Origin of the sequence: Shewanella morhuae (assembly GCF_900156405.1) — a bacterium.
Taxonomy (GTDB): domain Bacteria; phylum Pseudomonadota; class Gammaproteobacteria; order Enterobacterales; family Shewanellaceae; genus Shewanella; species Shewanella morhuae.
In genome coordinates this window covers 56,509-76,325 of sequence record NZ_FTNN01000008.1, presented here as the reverse complement: position 1 = coordinate 76,325, position 19,817 = coordinate 56,509, and the positions used below count along the sequence as shown (strand labels likewise).

20 protein-coding genes are annotated in these 19,817 nt (G+C 42.0%); 9 read left to right on the top strand and 11 right to left on the bottom strand.

The features are described from left to right. Positions 1-120 precede the first annotated feature (120 nt). The gene (gene bamC / locus BW947_RS11065) at positions 121-1,218 is read right to left on the bottom strand and encodes an outer membrane protein assembly factor BamC (RefSeq protein WP_076499569.1); all 1,098 of its coding nucleotides are present in this window, start codon (positions 1,216-1,218) and stop codon (positions 121-123) included. Positions 1,219-1,221: 3 nt separating this feature from the next. Then, entirely contained in the window at positions 1,222-2,106 is an 885-nt protein-coding gene (gene dapA, locus BW947_RS11060) for a 4-hydroxy-tetrahydrodipicolinate synthase (protein WP_076499567.1), read from the bottom strand. A 171-nt stretch (positions 2,107-2,277) separates the two neighbouring features. On the opposite strand from dapA, the gene BW947_RS11055 reads away from it, so the two are divergent. Further along, on the top strand, positions 2,278-2,829 hold the full coding sequence (locus BW947_RS11055) for a glycine cleavage system transcriptional repressor (RefSeq protein ID WP_076499565.1): 552 nt from the start codon (positions 2,278-2,280) through the stop codon (positions 2,827-2,829). Beyond that, positions 2,826-3,293: a thioredoxin-dependent thiol peroxidase gene (gene bcp, locus BW947_RS11050; RefSeq protein ID WP_076499563.1), complete on the top strand. Its 468-nt coding sequence runs from the start codon at positions 2,826-2,828 to the stop codon at positions 3,291-3,293. Before BW947_RS11055 ends, bcp begins: the two co-directional genes overlap by 4 nt. Before the next feature lie 250 nt (positions 3,294-3,543). Here the strand turns inward: bcp and hda are convergent, their stop codons facing one another. Continuing rightward, positions 3,544-4,254 (bottom strand): DnaA inactivator Hda, encoded by a 711-nt coding sequence (gene hda, locus BW947_RS11045; protein WP_076499562.1) that lies wholly within the window; start codon positions 4,252-4,254, stop codon positions 3,544-3,546. Positions 4,255-4,319: 65 nt separating this feature from the next. Further along, positions 4,320-5,411: a DUF2066 domain-containing protein gene (locus tag BW947_RS11040; protein ID WP_076499560.1), complete on the bottom strand. Its 1,092-nt coding sequence runs from the start codon at positions 5,409-5,411 to the stop codon at positions 4,320-4,322. A gap of 215 nt (positions 5,412-5,626) precedes the next feature. On the opposite strand from BW947_RS11040, the gene BW947_RS11035 reads away from it, so the two are divergent. Continuing rightward, on the top strand, positions 5,627-6,865 hold the full coding sequence (locus tag BW947_RS11035) for a uracil-xanthine permease family protein (protein ID WP_076499558.1): 1,239 nt from the start codon (positions 5,627-5,629) through the stop codon (positions 6,863-6,865). 165 nt (positions 6,866-7,030) lie between these two features. Here BW947_RS11035 and grxD read toward each other — a convergent pair whose 3' ends face one another. Continuing rightward, the gene (gene grxD / locus BW947_RS11030; RefSeq protein WP_076499556.1) at positions 7,031-7,363 is read right to left on the bottom strand and encodes a Grx4 family monothiol glutaredoxin; all 333 of its coding nucleotides are present in this window, start codon (positions 7,361-7,363) and stop codon (positions 7,031-7,033) included. Positions 7,364-7,576: 213 nt separating this feature from the next. On the opposite strand from grxD, the gene sodB reads away from it, so the two are divergent. The 4 genes from sodB to BW947_RS11010 all read left to right on the top strand — a co-directional run bounded on the left by sodB (position 7,577) and on the right by BW947_RS11010 (position 13,224). Next, a complete protein-coding gene (sodB, locus tag BW947_RS11025) occupies positions 7,577-8,161 on the top strand; it encodes a superoxide dismutase [Fe] (protein WP_076499554.1) in 585 nt (194 codons plus the stop codon). A 257-nt stretch (positions 8,162-8,418) separates the two neighbouring features. Then, positions 8,419-10,353: a PrkA family serine protein kinase gene (locus tag BW947_RS11020; RefSeq protein WP_076499552.1), complete on the top strand. Its 1,935-nt coding sequence runs from the start codon at positions 8,419-8,421 to the stop codon at positions 10,351-10,353. A 66-nt stretch (positions 10,354-10,419) separates the two neighbouring features. Next, a complete protein-coding gene (locus BW947_RS11015; protein WP_076499551.1) occupies positions 10,420-11,688 on the top strand; it encodes a YeaH/YhbH family protein in 1,269 nt (422 codons plus the stop codon). Positions 11,689-11,697: 9 nt separating this feature from the next. After that, positions 11,698-13,224, top strand: coding sequence for a SpoVR family protein (locus BW947_RS11010; RefSeq protein ID WP_076499549.1), 1,527 nt, complete (start codon positions 11,698-11,700; stop codon positions 13,222-13,224). A 113-nt stretch (positions 13,225-13,337) separates the two neighbouring features. Here the strand turns inward: BW947_RS11010 and fadR are convergent, their stop codons facing one another. Beyond that, a complete protein-coding gene (gene fadR / locus BW947_RS11005) occupies positions 13,338-14,054 on the bottom strand; it encodes a fatty acid metabolism transcriptional regulator FadR (RefSeq protein WP_076499548.1) in 717 nt (238 codons plus the stop codon). A gap of 313 nt (positions 14,055-14,367) precedes the next feature. Between fadR and nhaB the strand changes: the two genes are divergently transcribed. Both nhaB and dsbB read left to right on the top strand, forming a co-directional pair. Beyond that, the gene (nhaB, locus tag BW947_RS11000; protein ID WP_076499546.1) at positions 14,368-15,969 is read left to right on the top strand and encodes a sodium/proton antiporter NhaB; all 1,602 of its coding nucleotides are present in this window, start codon (positions 14,368-14,370) and stop codon (positions 15,967-15,969) included. 104 nt (positions 15,970-16,073) lie between these two features. Further along, positions 16,074-16,601, top strand: coding sequence for a disulfide bond formation protein DsbB (gene dsbB / locus BW947_RS10995; RefSeq protein ID WP_076499545.1), 528 nt, complete (start codon positions 16,074-16,076; stop codon positions 16,599-16,601). 161 nt (positions 16,602-16,762) lie between these two features. On the opposite strand, the gene BW947_RS10990 is transcribed toward dsbB, so the two are convergent. The 5 genes from BW947_RS10990 to pdxH form a co-directional block, all read right to left on the bottom strand. Then, positions 16,763-17,137 (bottom strand): SpoIIAA family protein, encoded by a 375-nt coding sequence (locus BW947_RS10990; protein ID WP_076499543.1) that lies wholly within the window; start codon positions 17,135-17,137, stop codon positions 16,763-16,765. A gap of 255 nt (positions 17,138-17,392) precedes the next feature. Then, positions 17,393-17,749, bottom strand: a complete 357-nt coding sequence (locus tag BW947_RS10985; protein ID WP_076499542.1) for a DUF3802 family protein — start codon at positions 17,747-17,749, stop codon at positions 17,393-17,395. A 176-nt stretch (positions 17,750-17,925) separates the two neighbouring features. Beyond that, complete coding sequence (locus BW947_RS10980; protein ID WP_076499540.1) at positions 17,926-18,501, bottom strand: YceI family protein; 576 nt, start codon at positions 18,499-18,501, stop codon at positions 17,926-17,928. 155 nt (positions 18,502-18,656) lie between these two features. Beyond that, positions 18,657-19,109, bottom strand: coding sequence for a YaiI/YqxD family protein (locus BW947_RS10975; protein ID WP_076499539.1), 453 nt, complete (start codon positions 19,107-19,109; stop codon positions 18,657-18,659). A gap of 63 nt (positions 19,110-19,172) precedes the next feature. After that, positions 19,173-19,811, bottom strand: coding sequence for a pyridoxamine 5'-phosphate oxidase (pdxH, locus tag BW947_RS10970; RefSeq protein WP_076499538.1), 639 nt, complete (start codon positions 19,809-19,811; stop codon positions 19,173-19,175). Between the last annotated feature and the right edge of the window lie 6 nt (positions 19,812-19,817).

Below are 19,817 nucleotides of genomic sequence, written 5' to 3'. Positions count from 1 at the left end.
AAATTACATTGTTATAACCGAATAAAGAACCAAAGCATGATTCGGTTAAATAAACTGCAAAAGCTAAAAATTTGCCAATAAAAAAGGGCGATAATTCGCCCTTTTAAATGATGAATAATATTAACGTAGTTTACGTTCTTCTTTCATCAGGTTTGACAGTGACTTATACACATTAGTGACTGTTTCATCACTCAATGGTTTATCTTCGCCATCGCGTAAGAAGATTTTAGTTTCTTCAGGCGTGTCGCCATCTTCAAGCAGTAAACGATAATTGCCTTCTTTCAGCGCTAGCTTATCTTCGCCCCACAATGAACTCCAGAAACCTGAGTTATCGTCAAACTTGATAAAGTACAATCCTTTACTACTGTCCATATCGGCAATTTCAAAGCCCATTTCAGGCAGCACAATACGCAGGCGATCCCACACTTGTTTATAAGGCGCTTTAGCAGACCAGTAAGCTTTGCCGTCTTCCGGTGTAACCAGATCGACATTAATACCTAAGGTTTGTTTCAAACGATTAGCTTGAATCGATTGTTCGCGCTTAATACTGATATAGGCAATAGCACTGTTAAGCATATCAATCGTATATCTTTGTTTATCTTCACCATTTAACAATACTTTTTGCGCTTTATCGTCAAAAAATTCTTCGTGTTCAACTAAATGAATAACGATATTCGCAGTACGACCATGCGGACGCGCTTCAACATCAAAACGATAGCGCTGGCGAAGTAGATAAACATTATCAGAACCCCACATGCTCGATTCGATCACTTCACGACTTTCAATCCAATCGGTTTCTATGCTGCCTTTGTCAAAATCACGGCTACGGATCACGATGCCCTTTTGCGCAAAAAAACCATCTAAGTTGGCAAATATTTCTTGTTTCAAATCGACACTATTATCAATAGATTCAATAACAATTTTAATATTATCGCTGCCCTCTTCCACACGAGTACCCTCTGCCATCGGCAGTACTTGCAGTGGTGGGCGGATATCTAAATTTTTACCATACAGCGTAGCGTTGACTTTAGACCCTAACGCAGGCACATCGAATTCTTTATTGTAGGGCGGTGTATTTAATCCTGCGGGGATTTTCAGCAAAGGCGTTTGCTCAGCCTGAACATAGTCTTCACTACCGTTTGCTTGGCGACGCTCAAGTGGTGAACTGCACGCTGCAACAGCAGCAACTAAGATCAGTGGAGTGACTTTCTTTAACATTAATTATTTAACCTCTATCTGGGCACGAGTCATTGCTTCTATCAACAGACCATGACATTGCTCAGAAAGTTCAGTCAAAGGTAAACGAATATGGCCACATTTAATCAAACCCATGCGATGGGCTGCCCATTTTACGGGGATTGGGTTGGCTTCACAAAAGAGTGTGCTATATAAACCGCGCAGCGGCGTGTCTATCGTAAGAGCAAGCTCAGCGTTGCCCGCAAGTGCGGCATCACACATTGCTTTAAAAGCTTTTGGCGCGATGTTATTCGCCACTGAGATAACGCCGTTACCACCCAAGAGTAAAAATTCTCTGGCAGTGGCATCATCGCCGCTGTACAGCATAAAGTCATCACCGCACAATTCGCGCAGGCGTTTGACACGGGATAAGTCACCGGTTGCTTCTTTAACGCCAATAATGTTGCTAACGCTGACTAACTCGGCAACGGTTTCTGGCAACATATCAACGGCAGTACGGCCTGGTACATTATAAAGAATTTGTGGAATATCTGTGCTGGCAGCCACAGCTTTATAATGCGCAATCAATCCCTTAGGAGTTGGCTTATTATAATATGGCGTGACGCCAAGCATAGCGGCGACACCCACCTTAGATAAGGACTTGGTGAGCTCAACGGCTTCAGATGTGGCATTAGCACCATTGCCACCAATAACCGGAATTCGGCCTGCTGCAAATTTAACAGTTTGTGAAACCACCGTTACATGCTCAGACATAGGCAGAGTCGCTGACTCGCCTGTGGTACCAACGGCTACAATGGCATCTGTACCTTGGTCAATATGGAATTCGACTAACTTTTCAAGACTTGCAAAATCTACTGAGCCATCACTGTTCATTGGCGTGATTAAGGCTACGATGCTTCCGTTTATCATCTGACTTTCCCCAAGATTTCAGGATTTGCTATGGTACTGATGCCAACCATTAATGACAAGCATTAACAGGGCTCTCAAATTGAATTAGTTATGGTAGCATTACATCCCGCACAAAAACTCAACTTTAACCCTGAGTTTTCGCTCTATGATATCGAAAAGTGAGGAGAATTCATGACCAATTTCCTGGTCGTAACAGCAATGGGGCTCGACCGTCCTGGGCTCGTAGGTAAACTAGCTCGGCTTGCCAGTGACTGTGACTGCGATATCGTCGACAGCCGTATGGCATTATTTGGTAACGAATTTACCCTAATTATGATGTTGTCAGGCTCGTGGGTATCTATAACTAAAATAGAAAGCATGCTCCCAAGTCTTGGTGTCGAATTAGAACTGATGACAGTAATGAAGCGTACCTCTAAACATACGCCACAAAATTACCTCTCTCGCCTTGAAGTATGCTTCACAGGTAAAGACCAACGCGGCACCATTAAACGTATCACGCAATTCTTGGCTGACAGATCATTAGATCTCGCTGCAGTTCGTTCCTACTCTGAAGAACTTCCTGATGGTGAACAGACTCAAAATGTGTCATTAACCATTAATATTCCTGAAAAAGTTGAACTAGAAAAGCTTGAACAGAGTATCTATCAACTCGCCCAAGATATGACCTTAAATTGTATTATTCGTCGTATGGAAGGCACCGCAATATTAGAGGATAAAAGATGAACACCTTAACCGCAGGGGCCAAAGCGCCTCAATTCACCCTTAAAGATCAGCATGGCAACTCAGTGTCATTGGCTGATAGCCTTAAGCAAGGCCCTGTTTTAGTGTACTTTTACCCTAAAGCGTCAACGCCAGGTTGCACTGTACAAGCCTGCGGACTACGTGATAGCAAAGCCGCACTTGATAACCATAATGTGACTGTATTAGGCATTAGCCCAGATCCTGTGGCTAAACTGGCAAAGTTTGCTGAAAAACAAGCGCTCAACTTTACCTTGCTCAGTGACGAAGACCACAGCGTTGCCGATGCTTTTGGAGTTTGGGGTGAGAAAAAATTCATGGGTAAAATCTATGACGGCATTCATCGATTAAGTTTTCTTATCAATACTGACGGCACTGTCGCCCATGTGTTTGATAAGTTTAAAACCAAAGATCACCATGAAGTTGTACTCGCGAAAATTGCAGGTTAATTGATTAAGTGTAATAGCCAAATATACTGACTTTATCGACTATCCGATTTGAAGTTTGTATAAAAGTGGCACATCTACGTGATTCACTTGAATAAATAATCAGCAATTGATAACGACAAAGGCTCTAAAATAGAGCCTTTTTTATGAAAAATTTTCATGTTGTCAATAATAAAAAGCCCGTCTGCATTCAGCACAACGGGCTTTTTGTTATTCACTGTTCCATATCGGTTAGAACAAAACTATCACTCACCTAAAGATGCAGTGTCTCTTTAGCAAAGGGAATGGTGAGTTTACGCTGATGCACTAACGAGGCTTTGTCTAATTTATCTAATACATCAAACAAGGTACGTAAATCCCGCGCCATACGGTTCAATAAAAAACGCCCAACATCTTCTGGTAGTTGCAGCCCACGCATGGCGGCGCGGCGTTGTAATGCGGCAAGTTTTTCATCATCCGCCATAGGTTGTAGCTGATAATTAAGGCCCCATTGCATGCGTGAAACAAGATCGGGTAGCAGAAATCCTGCGTCAACCGGTGATGAACTGCCACTGACCACTAAAGCACAATTTTTATGTTCTGCCACTCGATTATAAAGATCAAAAATCGCTTCTTCCCATACGGGATGGCCGGCGATGGCGTCAACATCATCAATACACACCAAATCTAGCTGCTCTAAACCTTCCAGCAAGGCTGTTGAAATACTGGCATGTATGCCTAAGGGGATATAAAAACTACGACGATCGACTTCATTGGCATGGGCGCAAGCGGCGTGCATTAAATGCGTTCGGCCAGATTTCACTGGGCCCCAAAAATAAATGGCGGCTTCACCATGCCCTTCAGCACTGGCTCTTAGTTTTTGAATAAGTTCATCATTACCCGAAGCCGGATAATAACTGTTAAAGGTTTCGTCATCTGGCAAATGCACAGGCAGCGAGAGTTGTAGAGGTGAGTTTAATGGCACTCGGTGTTCTCAATTCAAATTAACACAAGGCAATGCTAAGTAAACTTAGCATTGCCAATAATATTCTAGGGTAAACGCCACTCATAAACCGGTTTACCCGCCTTATTTACGACTGGACTAAACTCGCCTGCACTCACAGGGGCGACCACAGAAATACGCGGCTCTAAACTCAATAAACGCTCTAAATCTGTTTCTGAACCAAACAAATCTAATGAGAATGTCGCAGTATGGCCTTGGATATGAGTTAACGTGGCATTTTTAACCGCACTGAGCTGTTTTAAATACTTTTCAACTTCAACTAATTGCACCATTTTTTGTATATTTACAAAGGTAACGCTCGCGCCTTGCTGCGCGCCCGTATCAGCAATGGCATATTTGGTAAAATAATATTCGCCTAGCGCCGTCATCATAGCCGTCACCGCTTGAGCGGAGTTTTCAGCCGTACCATTAAAGGTAAATATAGGTGGCGTTAAAGAATCAACCGTCGCCTTATTATATAAATTTAAACGATAACGAACTTGATTACCTGCGGCATCAATCGCCACTAATGCCAGAAAATCAGCTTGATAACGGCCAGAGACACTGGCCACAATATCGGCAAACATGCCCTTAATATCGTTAGGATTGATGCCCATAAGCTCGTCAAGATCGAGTATTGGTAATAGCACTGGAATACCACGGGCATCGGAAAAATCACTAAATTGTTTACGTTCAGCTAAGGTCGACGAATCACTTAAAATGATAGTGTCCCCCTCTCCAGGCATCGCCACCCAAAACAATGTTAGAGGACGCTGAGTCCCCCATACAGGTAATTGCGCTTGGCGCAGCAAAGCCACAATGCGACGGTGTTCAAAACTGGCCGTTAACAACAACTGACCATTTTGTTCAATATAGCCATATTGGCTCAACAAGGTATCAGGATTACGAAGTTGAGACTGAATAAGACTATTATTTAAAGAACGTGCCGTACCGGTATTTTTGATAATCACTTGCTCAAGCGTACTCTTTAAGGCTTTGTCACGTTCAGCAACCGCCCGAGAAGACACAGGCACATTGGCCTCATCTAATTTACTCACTTCAACAGCGTTCACGCTATTGATGGAGAATAGACAATATAGAAATGCAATTAAGCTCGACTTCAATAGGAATTTCAGCATTTTTGAGTAGTTGAAGTAACGTTAGATAGCGTAAATTGTACCATAGTTAACGCCTTAAGCGAGTCTTGGCAAAATTTAGCCCTATTTCTATGCCTGTTGTAGTATTGAAAACCTAAACAGTGATCCGAGTCGGTAAAGCGGGTTATTTTCCACTGCTCAAATCCCAACAAGCTGTTATCATCTCGCGGTTTACCCTAAATTAATGAGAATAATAAATGAGACGACTTGCTATCCCCCTACAGGGCGCACAAATGCTGTTTGTGGCCTTTGGCGCCTTAGTATTAATGCCGCTGCTAACAGGACTTGATACCAGTGTGGCACTATTTACCGCAGGTATCGGTACCCTATTGTTTCAATTGATTACTAAGCGACAAGTGCCCATTTTTCTTGCTTCTTCATTCGCCTTTATTGCCCCGATATTGTATGGCGTGCAAACTTGGGGCATTCCCTCAACCATGGGCGGTATTATGGCGGCAGGCGTAGTTTACGTTATGCTCGGCGCATTAGTTAAACTGCGCGGCACTGAGTTTATTCATAAATTATTACCTCCTGTGGTGGTTGGGCCTGTGATTATTATTATCGGTCTAGGTCTGGCGCCAGTGGCAGTGAATATGGCTTTAGGTAAAAGTGGTGATGGTAGTGTGACCTTAGTTGCCACAAATATAGCCTTATTTATTTCGCTCGCATCGCTGTGCACCACTATCGCTGTGGCTATTTTTGCTAAGGGTTTATTAAGAGTGATGCCCATTTTAGCCGGCATTATTGTCGGTTATGGCCTGAGCCTCGCGTTCGGTATTGTTGATTTTGCAGTAGTGACGGCAGCAAGTTGGATTGCTATACCTAAATTTGTTGCCCCTGAACTTAACTGGTACGCCATCGCTTTTATGATCCCTGTTGCTATTGCGCCTGCGGTTGAACATATTGGCGATATTCTGGCGATATCCAATGTTGCTGGTAAAGATTTTATGAAAAAACCGGGCTTACACCGTACTCTGACAGGCGATGGCATTGCCACTATAGCAGCCGCGGCCTTTGGCGGCCCACCAAACACCACTTATTCTGAAGTGACGGGAGCCGTCACATTAACTCGTAATTTCGATCCTAAAATTATGACTTGGACTGCCATTACCGCCATCACTTTAGCCTTTGTTGGCAAACTAGGCGCGCTGATGCAAACTATTCCAGTGCCTGTAATGGGCGGCATTATGTGTTTACTATTTGGCTCCATTGCGGCAGTAGGATTAAGCACATTAATTCGCCATCAAGTTGATTTATCCGAACCGCGTAATCTAAGTATTGTCGGTGTTACTTTAGTGTTTGGCATCGGCGGTATGGCGTTTGGTATTGGTTCGTTTAGCCTAACCGGTATCAGTTTATGCGGTATTGTGGCTATTGTGATGAACCTAATATTGCCAGCCACTAAAGAGCATGGACAAGATACATCAGCGCATTAGGCTACACAGTAGAGAAAATTATGTGCAATGATTAAAGCGTAACCATCAAAATAGAATAGTTTTCTCAAGCAGCATTTTATCAAGTAAATAATCCATTGATATTAAGAACAAAAAAGCCGCTACGACTTAATCGTAGCGGCTTTTTTATCGAAAATAAGCTAGTGCTTATTCTTCAGTTTTATGCTTAGCGGCTGCCGCTGTAATCAGTGGTTGTAATTCGCCTTTTTGGAACATTTCCACGATGATATCGCAGCCACCAATCAGCTCGCCTTCGATCCACAATTGTGGAAACGTCGGCCAGTTAGCAAATTTAGGTAATTCTGCGCGAATGTCTGGGTGCTGAAGAATATCCACGAATGCAAACTGCTCACCACAGTTAATCATAATCTGGGCGACCTGTGACGAGAAGCCACAGCTCGGTAACTTAGGAGAACCTTTCATATAAACAATGATTGGGTTTTCGGTGATCTGCTGTTTAATTTTCTCTACTGTTTCCATTTTGATTCCTAAGTAGGCTGACATTGACACAATAGCACTATTGTACGACAGCTAGACTCAGAACAAAATCCCATAGTTTGTAAGGTTATGCCGACATTTGTTTTTTCGATGCCGCTATCGAGTAAACAATGATTCACATCACAAATTTTATCGGTACAATAGTCACAGTGAGCACGTTTAAAAACGATAACCTAAGACCATGGAGAGATACTAATGGCTTTCGAATTACCCGCATTACCATATGCAAAGAACGCACTAGAACCACACATTTCTCAAGAAACCATTGAATACCACTACGGCAAGCATCACAACACTTATGTTGTTAAGCTAAACGGCTTAATCGAAGGAACTGATTTTGCAGGTAAATCTTTAGAAGATATCATCAAAACTTCTACAGGTGGCGTATTCAACAACGCAGCTCAAGTGTGGAACCACACTTTCTACTGGAACTGCCTAGCACCTAATGCTGGCGGAGAGCCAACAGGCCCAGTTGCTGATGCGATTAAAGCTGCATTTGGCTCATTTGATGCCTTCAAAGCACAATTTACTGATTCAGCAGTAAACAACTTCGGTAGCGCTTGGACATGGTTAGTGAAAAAAGCCGATGGCACTGTTGCTATCGTTAACACTAGCAATGCAGCAACACCACTGACTGACAGCACTGTAACGCCAATCATGACAGTTGACGTGTGGGAACACGCTTACTACATCGATTACCGCAACGTGCGTCCTGACTATCTTGCCCACTTCTGGCAGTTAGTTAACTGGGACTTTGTGAATAAAAACTTCACTGCTTAATTTATTTAGTGAAACTAAGTAAACCCAGAAAAAGAGCCCTTGTGGCTCTTTTTTTATGCTTTTAGTTCAGTACCCTCACTTTGTTACATTCAATTCAGCTTATTAAACAACAAGTGCAATAATTGCGTTTGCAACTATTTGTTGTTGTTTTATTTGATATTTTTTGTCGCAAGTGTTGAATAAGTGTCTAAGATTAGAGTAGGAAGCTGGTTAGTCAGCTCCGTTCCATGACATCACTGGCGTTTCAGGGGGTTTATATGGGCATTTTCGAGCATTACCAAAAGCGCTACGAGCAAAAACTCGATGAAGAATATTCTTTACAGGAGTTTCTCGACATCTGTAAAGCCGATCGCAGCGCTTACATGTCAGCATCGGAGCGACTACTACTTGCCATCGGTGAAGCAGAAGTCATTGATACCGCAAAAAATCCAACACTAAGCCGTATTTTTTCGAATCGACTTATTTCACGTTATCCCGCATTTAAAGATTTCTTTGGTATGGAAGATGCCATAGAGCAAATAGTGGCTTACCTTAAACACTCAGCTCAAGGTTTAGAAGAATCAAAACAAATTCTGTATCTACTTGGGCCTGTCGGCGGCGGTAAGTCATCATTAGCCGAAAAACTCAAAGCCCTGATGCAAAAAATACCCATTTATATCCTGAGCGCAAATGGGGTACGCAGCCCTGTCAATGACCACCCTTTTAGCCTATTTGATTTAGATGAAGATGGTCAGCTATTAAAAGATGAATTCAACATTCCTAGCCGCTATTTAAAAACGATTATGTCGCCTTGGGCGGTAAAACGCTTACATGAGTTTGGCGGAGATCTGGCCAAATTCCGTGTTGTTAAAGTATTTCCCTCCATTTTAGACCAAGTTGCTATCGCAAAAACGGAACCTGGAGATGAAAACAACCAAGATATTTCGTCACTTGTCGGTAAAGTGGATATTCGTCAACTTGAGCATTTCTCTCAAAATGATGCCGATGCTTACGCCTATTCGGGTGCTTTATGCCGTGCAAACCAAGGCATGATGGAGTTTGTGGAAATGTTTAAGGCGCCTATAAAGGTGCTACATCCCTTGCTCACAGCCACACAAGAAGGTAACTATAATGGCACTGAAGGCTTATCAGCCTTGCCCTATAGCGGCATTATCTTAGCTCACTCAAACGAGTCAGAATGGACAACCTTTAAAAATAATAAAAATAATGAGGCGTTTCTCGATAGAGTTTATATCGTCAAAGTCCCCTACTGTTTACGGGTCTCAGAAGAGCTACAAATCTATCAAAAGTTGTTATTCAACTCTGAGTTATCCAAAGCTCCCTGTGCGCCTGGCACTTTAGAAACTCTGGCACAATTTAGCGTACTATCACGCATGAAAAACACTGAGAACTCGTCTCTTTATTCTAAGATGCGGGTGTATGATGGCGAAAGTTTAAAAGACACCGATCCTAAGGCCAAGTCTTACCAAGAATATCGCGATTACGCGGGCGTCGATGAAGGTATGAATGGTTTGTCTACTCGCTTTGCCTTTAAGATTTTATCGCGAGTATTTAACTTCGACCACTCCGAAATAGCTGCAAACCCAGTGCATTTATTTTACGTACTCGAGCGCCAAATTGAACAAGAACAGTTCCCCACTGACACCGCCGAGCGTTATTTTGAATTTCTAAAAGGGTATTTAATTCCCAAGTATGTCGAATTTATCGGCAAAGAGATCCAAACAGCTTATTTAGAATCTTACTCTGAATATGGTCAAAATATTTTTGATCGTTACGTCATCTATGCCGACTTTTGGATCCAAGATCAAGAGTACCGCGACCCTGAAACAGGTCAACTGTTCGATCGCGCAGCCCTCAATGCCGAACTGGAGAAAATTGAAAAACCCGCCGGGATCATCAACCCTAAAGATTTCCGTAATGAAATTGTCAACTTTGTACTGCGCGCCCGTGCTAACCATGAGGGCAATAATCCACTTTGGACTAGCTACGAGAAACTTCGCACAGTTATCGAGAAAAAAATGTTTTCCAACACCGAAGATTTACTGCCTGTGATTTCATTTAACGCCAAAACCTCGAACGATGATCAGCGCAAACATGATGATTTTGTCAATCGCATGATGGAAAAGGGCTATACCAAAAAACAAGTTCGACTCTTATCAGAGTGGTACTTACGGGTTCGTAAATCTTCTTAAACTTGCGCGAACTCAGTACAAGGCTTTGGTATTGCCAAAGCCTACGCTAAGTTTTTGGAGGTAGGTATGGCGAACTTTATTGATAGACGGTTGAATGCGAAAGGGAAAAGTACAGTCAACCGCCAACGTTTTATCAATCGATATAAGCAACAAATAAAAAAAGCGGTGAGCGATGCAGTGACTCGGCGCAGTGTCACCGATGTCGATAAAGGCGAAAAAATCAGTATTCCCACACGGGATATTAGTGAACCACTGTTTCGCCAAGGTAAAGGTGGTGTTAGGGATAGAGTACACCCCGGCAACGATCAATTTACCCACGGCGATAAAATTGACCGTCCACCCGCGGGTTCAGGTGGTGGCTCAGGTAAAGGTGAAGCCTCAGATTCCGGTGAAGGTGACGATGATTTTGTGTTCGACATTTCCAAGGATGAATACCTCGAGCTATTATTTGAAGACTTAGAGCTACCTAATCTTCAAAAAAATCGTCTGAATAAATTGGTTGAGTATCAAGTCTATCGTGCGGGCTTTACCAACGATGGCGTGCCTGCCAACATCAATATTGTCCGTTCATTGCGTTCATCACTGGCGCGCCGTATTGCCATGTCTGCCGGCAAAAAAAAGCGATTAAAGGAATTAGAGCAAAAGCTTATTGAACTGGAGAATATGCCAGGAACTAAAGCTGAATTAATCCTAGATTTAAAAAATCAGATCGAAGAGCTAAAGCAAAAAATTGCACGAGTGCCGTTTATCGACACCTTCGATTTACGCTTTAATAACTTTTCTAAACGAGAAATTCCTTCTAGCCAAGCGGTAATGTTTTGCTTAATGGATGTCTCAGGCTCTATGGATCAAGCCACGAAGGAGATGGCAAAACGTTTTTATATTTTACTGTATCTGTTTTTAACCCGTACCTATAAAAATCTAGAAGTGGTTTATATTCGTCACCATACACAAGCCAAAGAAGTTGATGAACACGAGTTTTTTTATTCCCAAGAAACTGGCGGTACTATTGTGTCTAGCGCCTTAAAATTAATGCACGAAATTCAACAGGCACGCTATCCCGCCAATGAATGGAATATTTATGCCGCACAGGCTTCAGATGGCGATAACTGGGCCGACGATTCTCCTACCTGTAAACAGCTATTAGAACAAAAAATATTGCCATTAGTGCGCTACTACAGCTATATCGAAATCACCAATCGTGCCCATCAAACCCTGTGGCACGAGTATGAATCCCTGCAACGACAATACGCCAATATTGCCGTACAACATATACGTCAAGCCGAAGATATTTACCCTGTCTTTAGGGAGCTATTTAAGAAACAAGCGGTTTAAGGGGGAAATATGGAGACAATTAAATCAACACCGTGGACGCCACTGAGCGATGGCCCAGATTGGAGCTTCGACTTGTTGCAGGACTACCTTAAGGAAATTGAGCGGGTAGCTGCGCTTTATAAGCTCAGCACTTATCCAAATCAAATTGAAGTCATCACCGCCGAACAAATGATGGATGCTTATGCAGGTATCGGTATGCCGATTGGTTATACTCATTGGTCTTTTGGTAAACGGTTTATTGAGACAGAACAAGGTTATAAGCGCGGTCAAATGGGGCTGGCCTACGAAATTGTCATTAACTCAAATCCTTGTATTGCCTATCTGATGGAAGAAAATACCATCACAATGCAGGCATTAGTCATTGCGCATGCCTGCTTTGGGCATAATAGTTTTTTTAAAAATAACTATCTATTCAAAACATGGACCGATGCCAGTTCGATCATTGATTATCTGGTATTTGCTAAAAATTATATTAGCGACTGTGAACAAAAACATGGCGTAGAACAAGTTGAAAGTATCATTGACTCTTGCCATGCACTGATGAATTACGGCGTTGATCGTTATAAGCGCCCTTCTGATATTTCATTCAGTGAAGAACAAGCTAGGCAAAAGGATCGTGAAGCTTATCTTCAAAGCCAAGTGAACGATTTATGGCGCACTATTCCAAGCCAGCACATGGATCAGTCGCAGGCAAAAACACGCCATTTTCCCGCTGAGCCGCAGGAAAATATCTTATATTTCATCGAGAAAAATGCACCATTACTAGAGCCATGGCAACGAGAGATCATTCGAATAGTGCGTAAAATGGCGCAGTATTTTTACCCGCAAAAACAAACGCAGGTGATGAATGAAGGCTGGGCTACTTTCTGGCATTACACTATCTTAAATCACTTATATGACGATGGCCTCGTTACAGATCGCTTTATCATGGAGTTTTTGCAGAGCCATACTGGCGTAATTGCCCAATCTGACTATAACAGCCGTCATTACAATGGCATTAATCCTTATGCATTAGGCTTTGTCATGTTTACTGATATTCGACGAATTTGCGAAACTCCAACCGATGAAGATAAAGCCTGGTTTCCCGACATTGCTGGTAGCAACTGGATAGAGACATTGCACTTTGCTATGCAAAACTTTAAAGATGAAAGTTTTATTAGCCAATATCTCTCACCTAAAGTCATACGCCAATTTAAATTATTTGGTATCCACGATGATGAAAAACGTAATTACCTATCGGTATCCGCAATTCACGACCAACAGGGTTATCAAGATATTCGTCAGTTATTATCACAGCAATATAATCTGTCTAATATAGAACCCAACATTCAAGTGCATAATGTAGAGGTCAATGGTAATAGATCGTTAACACTACGTTATGTACCTAATAATGAAATACCATTAGCAAATAATCATAAAGAGGTATTAAAACATTTACATCGATTATGGGGATTCACTGTCACTCTAGAACAAATAAATGAAGACGCGAGTATTATTACCTTATCATCCTGCCCTGAAATCACTAAATTGGAATAGTATGTACCAAAAAGCTGTTACTAAAATAAGTATTTTTATAATAGTAACGGCTTTTATACAGAACGTACTTCTAGCTTAATACGATATCTATAATGCCTATATCATTACGGCAATTAATTATCTTGCGCGATAGAAGCAGGCATATCTTCACGTAATAATAACCACATTTTGCCACTATTCATGCCGTAGGTACGCATCAATGCGGATACATCGAGATAATTTTTAGCCTGTGCCAGTAGCTCAAGCTCTTTATAAAAGTTCAATGCCAGCAATCGCGCATCTGCACTTGTGAAATAGTAGCGTCCGACTCTACTATATAAACCTTTAAAACCATTTAAAATCAACACGTAAAGTGGGTTTCCAGATGAGAATGCTAAGGTGTGGTGCAATAAATAGTCAAATTCAGCATAGGATTCAGCCGTATCTTCTAGTTGATGAATTTTCGCGAGTACGTCCACTGCAGTATCAGGATTATAACGCAGTGCACCACGGAAATAGATAGCACTCACATTAGTTCTGGCCGATAACAACTGGTCAACTAACACCGGAAATCCCTCAGGATTGAGATCGGCAATAGTCTCAAGAATATTCAAACCAGAGGTTTCCCAGAAGTTATTCACCCGAGTCGGTTTGCCATGTTGAATTTTCAACCACCCATCGCGCGCCAAGCGCTGCAGCACTTCGCGTAAGGTGGTACGAGTTACACCAATCAACTCGGAGAGTTCACGTTCAGCCGGTAAAATGGATCCTGGGGGAAATTTATTGTCCCATATGGATCTCACAATATACTTCTCTGCAAAACTTGCAGGTCCTTTGGCGTTGATTATCATCAGCCACTTATCCAGTTGTTGTGTACCTTAATGGTGACTGATCATACCAGAGCCGGAAAAAATGGAAACCATTCACTTAAACTCATCACGTTACCACAGCGTAAATGTGATGTGATTGTTCAAAAAAACAACCAAGACCAAGCTAGATTTAATCATTTCTGCCGATTAGCTCCGCTTTTTGAAATGTCATCAATATTATATCGTTACATTAGCATTCTCTTTAGGCTAGACTGATTTCACAAACGCAGGTATTAATAAAATTTTAATTAATACATATAGTGCAATTTTTAACATCATGAAAAGGAAGACTGACATGCCCGTGACAATGAGTCAGGCGTTTATTGGAAACTTCTTAGGAAACTCTCCTAAATGGTACAAGATCGCAATACTGTCATTTTTAATTATCAACCCGATACTCTTTTTCTATGTTGACCCCTTTGTCGCTGGTTGGGTGTTAGTCCTTGAATTTATTTTTACTCTAGCCATGGCATTAAAATGTTATCCATTACAGCCAGGTGGTTTATTAGCTATTGAAGCAGTCGCAATAGGCATGACTTCCGCAAGTCAAGTTCTGCACGAAATAGAAGCCAACCTCGAAGTATTATTGTTACTGGTCTTTATGGTGGCCGGTATTTATTTTATGAAGCAGTTATTATTATTTGGCTTTACTAAAATTATTACCAAAGTACGTTCTAAAATTTTAGTGTCATTGATGTTTTGCTTGGCCTCAGCATTTTTATCTGCCTTTTTAGATGCACTCACGGTTATTGCCGTTATTATTGCTGTTGGTGTTGGTTTTTACTCTATTTATCATAAAGTAGCCTCAGGCAAAGATTTTTCCGCCGATCACGATCATACCTCCGAAGGAAAAAATGCTAACGGTGACGATCAACTAAACGAACAAGAACTTGATGCTTTCCGTGGTTTTTTACGTAATTTGCTAATGCATGCTGGCGTAGGTACTGCGCTTGGTGGCGTGTGTACTATGGTTGGTGAGCCACAAAACCTAATTATTGCTGCTCAAGCAAACTGGCAATTCAGCGAATTCGCCATTCGTATGTCTCCCGTAACGGTCCCTGTATTACTGGCCGGTATTTTAACCTGTTTCTTAGTCGAGAAATTCCATATTTTTGGTTATGGCGCAAAGCTTCCCGATGCAGTACATAAAATCCTATGTGATTACGCTGCACATGAGGATTCACGCCGCACCAATAAAGACAACATGAAGTTAATCGTACAAGCTTTAGTGGGTATATGGTTAATTGCAGGCTTGGCCTTACATTTAGCCTCTGTTGGCTTAATTGGTCTTTCCGTTATTATTTTAACCACTGCTTTTAACGGCGTAACAGATGAACATGCGCTTGGTAAAGCCTTTGAAGAAGCACTACCTTTTACCGCCCTACTCGCCGTATTTTTTGCCGTAGTGGGAGTCATTATTGATCAGCATTTATTTGCTCCAGTGATCCAGTGGGCACTGAGCTACCAAGGTAATACACAGTTAGTTATTTTCTATATTGCTAACGGTCTCTTATCTATGGTGAGCGATAACGTCTTTGTGGGCACTGTGTATATTAATGAGGTCAAAGCGGCGTTGATCAATGGCCAAATTACCCGTGACCAATTTGATTTACTTGCAGTGGCGATTAATACGGGAACAAACCTACCTTCAGTTGCAACACCTAATGGTCAGGCCGCATTTTTATTCCTATTAACCTCTGCCCTGGCGCCGCTTATCCGTTTATCCTACGGAAGAATGGTATGGATGGCATTGCCCTACACTATTGTACTTTCCATCGTAGGAGTGATGGCGATTGAAATCGGTTTCCTCGAACAAGCCACTCAGTATTTTTATGACTCGCAAATGATTATGCATCATAGTGCTAAAGAAGTGCTGGGCTCCATGAGTAGTCACTAATTTAAATGGCCATTAATTTTGTTTATTGACTGAACTTTATTTAATAAGTAGAGTCCAAAAAACGCCCCATATTTGAGGGCGTTTTTGCTGATACGGAGCTCATTTTGACTGTACTAACCCGCTTTGCCCATTCTCGTTCGTCTTGGTTTCTTCTTGGTGGCACAGCCCTTGGATTAGAGCTAACCGCATTGTATTTTCAACATGTGATGAAATTGGACCCTTGCGTCATGTGTATTTATCAAAGGCTGGCGGTTTTTGGTCTATTAGCTGCAGGCTTAATCGGTATGATAGCGCCGAAATATCGAATTATTCGGCTCTTAGCTGCCTTGCTTTGGGCAGTGAGTGCAACTTGGGGGTTAAAACTGGCCTTGTCACTCGTGGATATGCAAACTAATCCATCCCCTTTCTCAACCTGCTCATTTTTACCAGAGTTCCCGACTTGGATGCCACTGCATGAATGGTTTCCTTCGATAATGCTCCCTACTGGCATGTGTACAGACACACCGTGGAGTTTTATGGGCGTGACAATGGCTGAATGGATGGTCGTTGCTTTCAGTGGGTTTTTAGTCGCTTGGCTGCTGTTTATCGTGCCTATTGTGAGTGGTTCAGCTAAACCTTCTCTATACAAATAAAGTGCTGGTAACTAAGAAAATGACACTATCGCAAGTGACTAATTGAGAGAACAATTGATATTAAGTGCATCAGAAAACATCCATACATCAGATAAGGCACAGAAAACACAGCATGTGCCTTTGCTTAGCTCAGTAAATAATGACTGGCGATAATGCCATAATCAATTTGGAGGCGATTGGTCTAACCATACTTTAGCTGGTAAATTTTCATGGATGGCGAATACTTTGACAGGGCAAGGCAACATGCAGGCGAGCGTGGCAACCATAGTATTCATTCTAACGTCATTGACTAACATCACGGCCCTTGAAAAGTCGCTAAAATGAAATAGGCCTAAAACCGCATCATCCCACAAGGCTCCAACAGATATCCCCTCAAATTCTGACGTAAACTCGTACCACAGTCGAATACTGGCATGGTCTTGCAGCTTGGTTTCAATCGCGGGAATAAGATAGCTTTCAACATCCTCGCGGCTAACACAACCCGATGCAACAATCACTAATATGTCATCTGCATGACCCATAGAAACTGCTAGCATTGAGCACTCCTTAGCAATATTTGAGTTTTAGAAACGGTTCGAGGCATTGGATTAAAATTGAGCTAGAAATACAGAAAAAAGCCTATAACAAGTTGTAGCGATAACTATTTTTTCCACCAGAAGCAACCACTCATGATGAAAACATATAACGAAACGCATAGTGTACAAGACTAAAATAGCGAACCCTGCTGAGTAAAGTTATTTCACCATCATCATTTATGACAACTATTTGCTCAAATAATACAATTTACCTAACTATGCAATGGCTTGTAATTTTGCAATTTCTTGATCGAACAAGTTTTTAATTAAACTGGAAAACTCGGTTATAAATAAGGTTTGTGCGGGTGTTGCCTTGTAATTAGCCACTAAGGCTAAAATTTCCTCTAAATCGTAAACGATGGCATCAACCTCGCGGATAATAATATTACGCTGTATGAATGATAATGACGGATTTTGACCACACACCATAATAATCTGCGCCGACAATTGTTCTTCAAACAATTCCATCACAGTATCATCTGAAATAACCTGTGAGCTCGGTGTTTCAAATAAGCCAAGATGTTCAGTTAAATACTGGATCAAATGTATGTAACCATCTTTATCTGTAACCATTCTTTACCCTTAAAACTCATTAACTTAGAATATAGCGCGATGCTATTTATATCATATCTATCAATATCAAAGAAGCCGATAATTCGGCTTCTTATCGAGATCCCACTGACACAACGTTGCTAACTCTATCTCATATTAACGAGTCAATATCGTGATCTACGCCAATCTTGTAAAAGTTACTGAGTTAAGGTTAGTACAAATGACACAGGTACGGCTTGACTAATGCTCGATAAACCTGCAATTTCACGTAATTTATCCACTCCAGCGTCAAGACCAAACTCATTTGCGTTAATTATCACTGGCTGAAAACTGCTGACTTGCAGTTTATTTTGCGTAATTTTAGTGATCAGCACTGAAAAAGTTTTAGTCTGCATTTTGCCATGCAGCGAAATTTTGCCTTCAATTTCCGCTATTCTACTTTCGCCAATGCCCAGTTCTTTGACTAACTTATTATCAACTTGCGACGACAACTTGAGTTCAGGATATAAAGACACTTCAAATAACAGACTCTGCATCCGCTCGTCGCGAATATCAATGCCGGTTGCAACACCGATGAGCGGGATAGTTAATTCAAATTGTCCATTATCTTTAAGCTGGCCTTTGAGTTGTTTAAAGTGATGAACCTCAGCGATATCACCTTTCTTTATCGACACAAAACTGACTCGAGAATCCTGTTCGTCCACTTGCCATTGGGCAAAGCAGCTAAAGCTGGCCATAGCAGATAACGCCGCTATTCCTATCCATTTTTTCATCGTCTCAATCCTCTAAAAGTGAGTTTAAAAGTCATGCCGTAAAGTAAATCGACAAGCGTGGCGGATAACAATACAACTCAGTTAACTGTATTCTGCTCCACCTAACTGCCACTAAAGATACTCTTTTTATCCATTAGCGACCAGTAAACTATACTTCATACTCGCACTAGCCATTTATCTAAACTATTGGCAAAAGCCTGTTTATCCGCTTGAGAAAAGGTATCCGGCCCACCGGTATGCACGCCAGAACCCCGCAAGTCTTCCATAAAATCCCGCATCGTCAGTTTTTGTTTTATATTATCGACCGTATAGAGCTCGCCGCGAGGATTGAGAGCCAACGCCCCCTTTTCAATGATCAACGCCGCCAAAGGAATATCTGCGGTAATCACCAAATGCGTTGGTTCAACATGATCAACAATATATTGGTCCGCCACATCAAAACCTGCACCCACGCGAATTTGGCTGATATAGGGCGATGGCGGTATACGGATCATTTGATTGGCCACCAGCACTAGCGGCAAGGCTTTGCGCTCAGCCGCCCGAAACAGCATTTCTTTAATAGGATTGGGACAAGCGTCGGCATCGACCCAAATTTTATAATCACTCAATGTTATTTACTCAATACGTTAATGCTGACTGACAGTGGAGTATCATATTTGGTTTAACCTAAGCTATGGTGCTAAACGGTCAATATCCCACTCAGCTTGATGACGGGTGTAAATAAAACGATCATGCAGCCGATGCTCACCGCCCTGCCAAAATTCGATACTTGAAGGCCGCACTAAATAGCCCCCCCAAAAACTGGGTAATGGCACATCACCTTTGGCAAACTTAGCCTTCATCTCGAAGAACTTGCCCTCGAGTACTTGTCTGGCGCTCAGTTTACTTGACTGCTGCGACACCCAAGCGGCAATTTGGCTGTCCTTGGGGCGAGTTAGAAAGTATTTAAGCACTTCGGCGGTAGAAAGCGCCAGTGCCTCACCTAATACTGATACCTGACGCTCTAAAGGATGCCAAGGGAAATGCAAACTGATTTTATTGTTAGCAGCGATCTGCTGGGCTTTGCGGCTACCTAAGTTAGTAAAAAACACAAAACCTGTGTCATCAAAACGCTTAAGTAGCACAATCCGTTGAAAGGGTTGGCCGTGCTCATCAACCGTTGCTACGCACATGGCGGTTGGATCGCTAAGCTCCGCATCCCTTGCCTGCGCCATCCACAGTTCAAATAAATCCATCGGATTTTGCGGTAAATCGGCACGTCTTAAGCCGCTTTTGGCATACTCGCGGCGAATATCACTCAGATCTGTCATCAGGTT

Coding starts and splice junctions, on each gene's coding strand:
- dapA (WP_076499567.1), bottom strand. CDS start 2,106: ATGATAAACGGAAGCATCGTAGCCTTAATCACGCCAATGAACAGTGAT.
- nhaB (WP_076499546.1), top strand. CDS start 14,368: ATGCCCGTGACAATGAGTCAGGCGTTTATTGGAAACTTCTTAGGAAAC.
- BW947_RS11035 (WP_076499558.1), top strand. CDS start 5,627: ATGAGACGACTTGCTATCCCCCTACAGGGCGCACAAATGCTGTTTGTG.
- sodB (WP_076499554.1), top strand. CDS start 7,577: ATGGCTTTCGAATTACCCGCATTACCATATGCAAAGAACGCACTAGAA.
- pdxH (WP_076499538.1), bottom strand. CDS start 19,811: ATGACAGATCTGAGTGATATTCGCCGCGAGTATGCCAAAAGCGGCTTA.
- BW947_RS11015 (WP_076499551.1), top strand. CDS start 10,420: ATGGCGAACTTTATTGATAGACGGTTGAATGCGAAAGGGAAAAGTACA.
- BW947_RS10990 (WP_076499543.1), bottom strand. CDS start 17,137: ATGCTAGCAGTTTCTATGGGTCATGCAGATGACATATTAGTGATTGTT.
- BW947_RS11010 (WP_076499549.1), top strand. CDS start 11,698: ATGGAGACAATTAAATCAACACCGTGGACGCCACTGAGCGATGGCCCA.
- bcp (WP_076499563.1), top strand. CDS start 2,826: ATGAACACCTTAACCGCAGGGGCCAAAGCGCCTCAATTCACCCTTAAA.
- grxD (WP_076499556.1), bottom strand. CDS start 7,363: ATGGAAACAGTAGAGAAAATTAAACAGCAGATCACCGAAAACCCAATC.
- BW947_RS10980 (WP_076499540.1), bottom strand. CDS start 18,501: ATGAAAAAATGGATAGGAATAGCGGCGTTATCTGCTATGGCCAGCTTT.
- fadR (WP_076499548.1), bottom strand. CDS start 14,054: ATGATAATCAACGCCAAAGGACCTGCAAGTTTTGCAGAGAAGTATATT.
- bamC (WP_076499569.1), bottom strand. CDS start 1,218: ATGTTAAAGAAAGTCACTCCACTGATCTTAGTTGCTGCTGTTGCAGCG.
- BW947_RS11055 (WP_076499565.1), top strand. CDS start 2,278: ATGACCAATTTCCTGGTCGTAACAGCAATGGGGCTCGACCGTCCTGGG.
- BW947_RS11020 (WP_076499552.1), top strand. CDS start 8,419: ATGGGCATTTTCGAGCATTACCAAAAGCGCTACGAGCAAAAACTCGAT.
- BW947_RS11040 (WP_076499560.1), bottom strand. CDS start 5,411: ATGCTGAAATTCCTATTGAAGTCGAGCTTAATTGCATTTCTATATTGT.
- BW947_RS10985 (WP_076499542.1), bottom strand. CDS start 17,749: ATGGTTACAGATAAAGATGGTTACATACATTTGATCCAGTATTTAACT.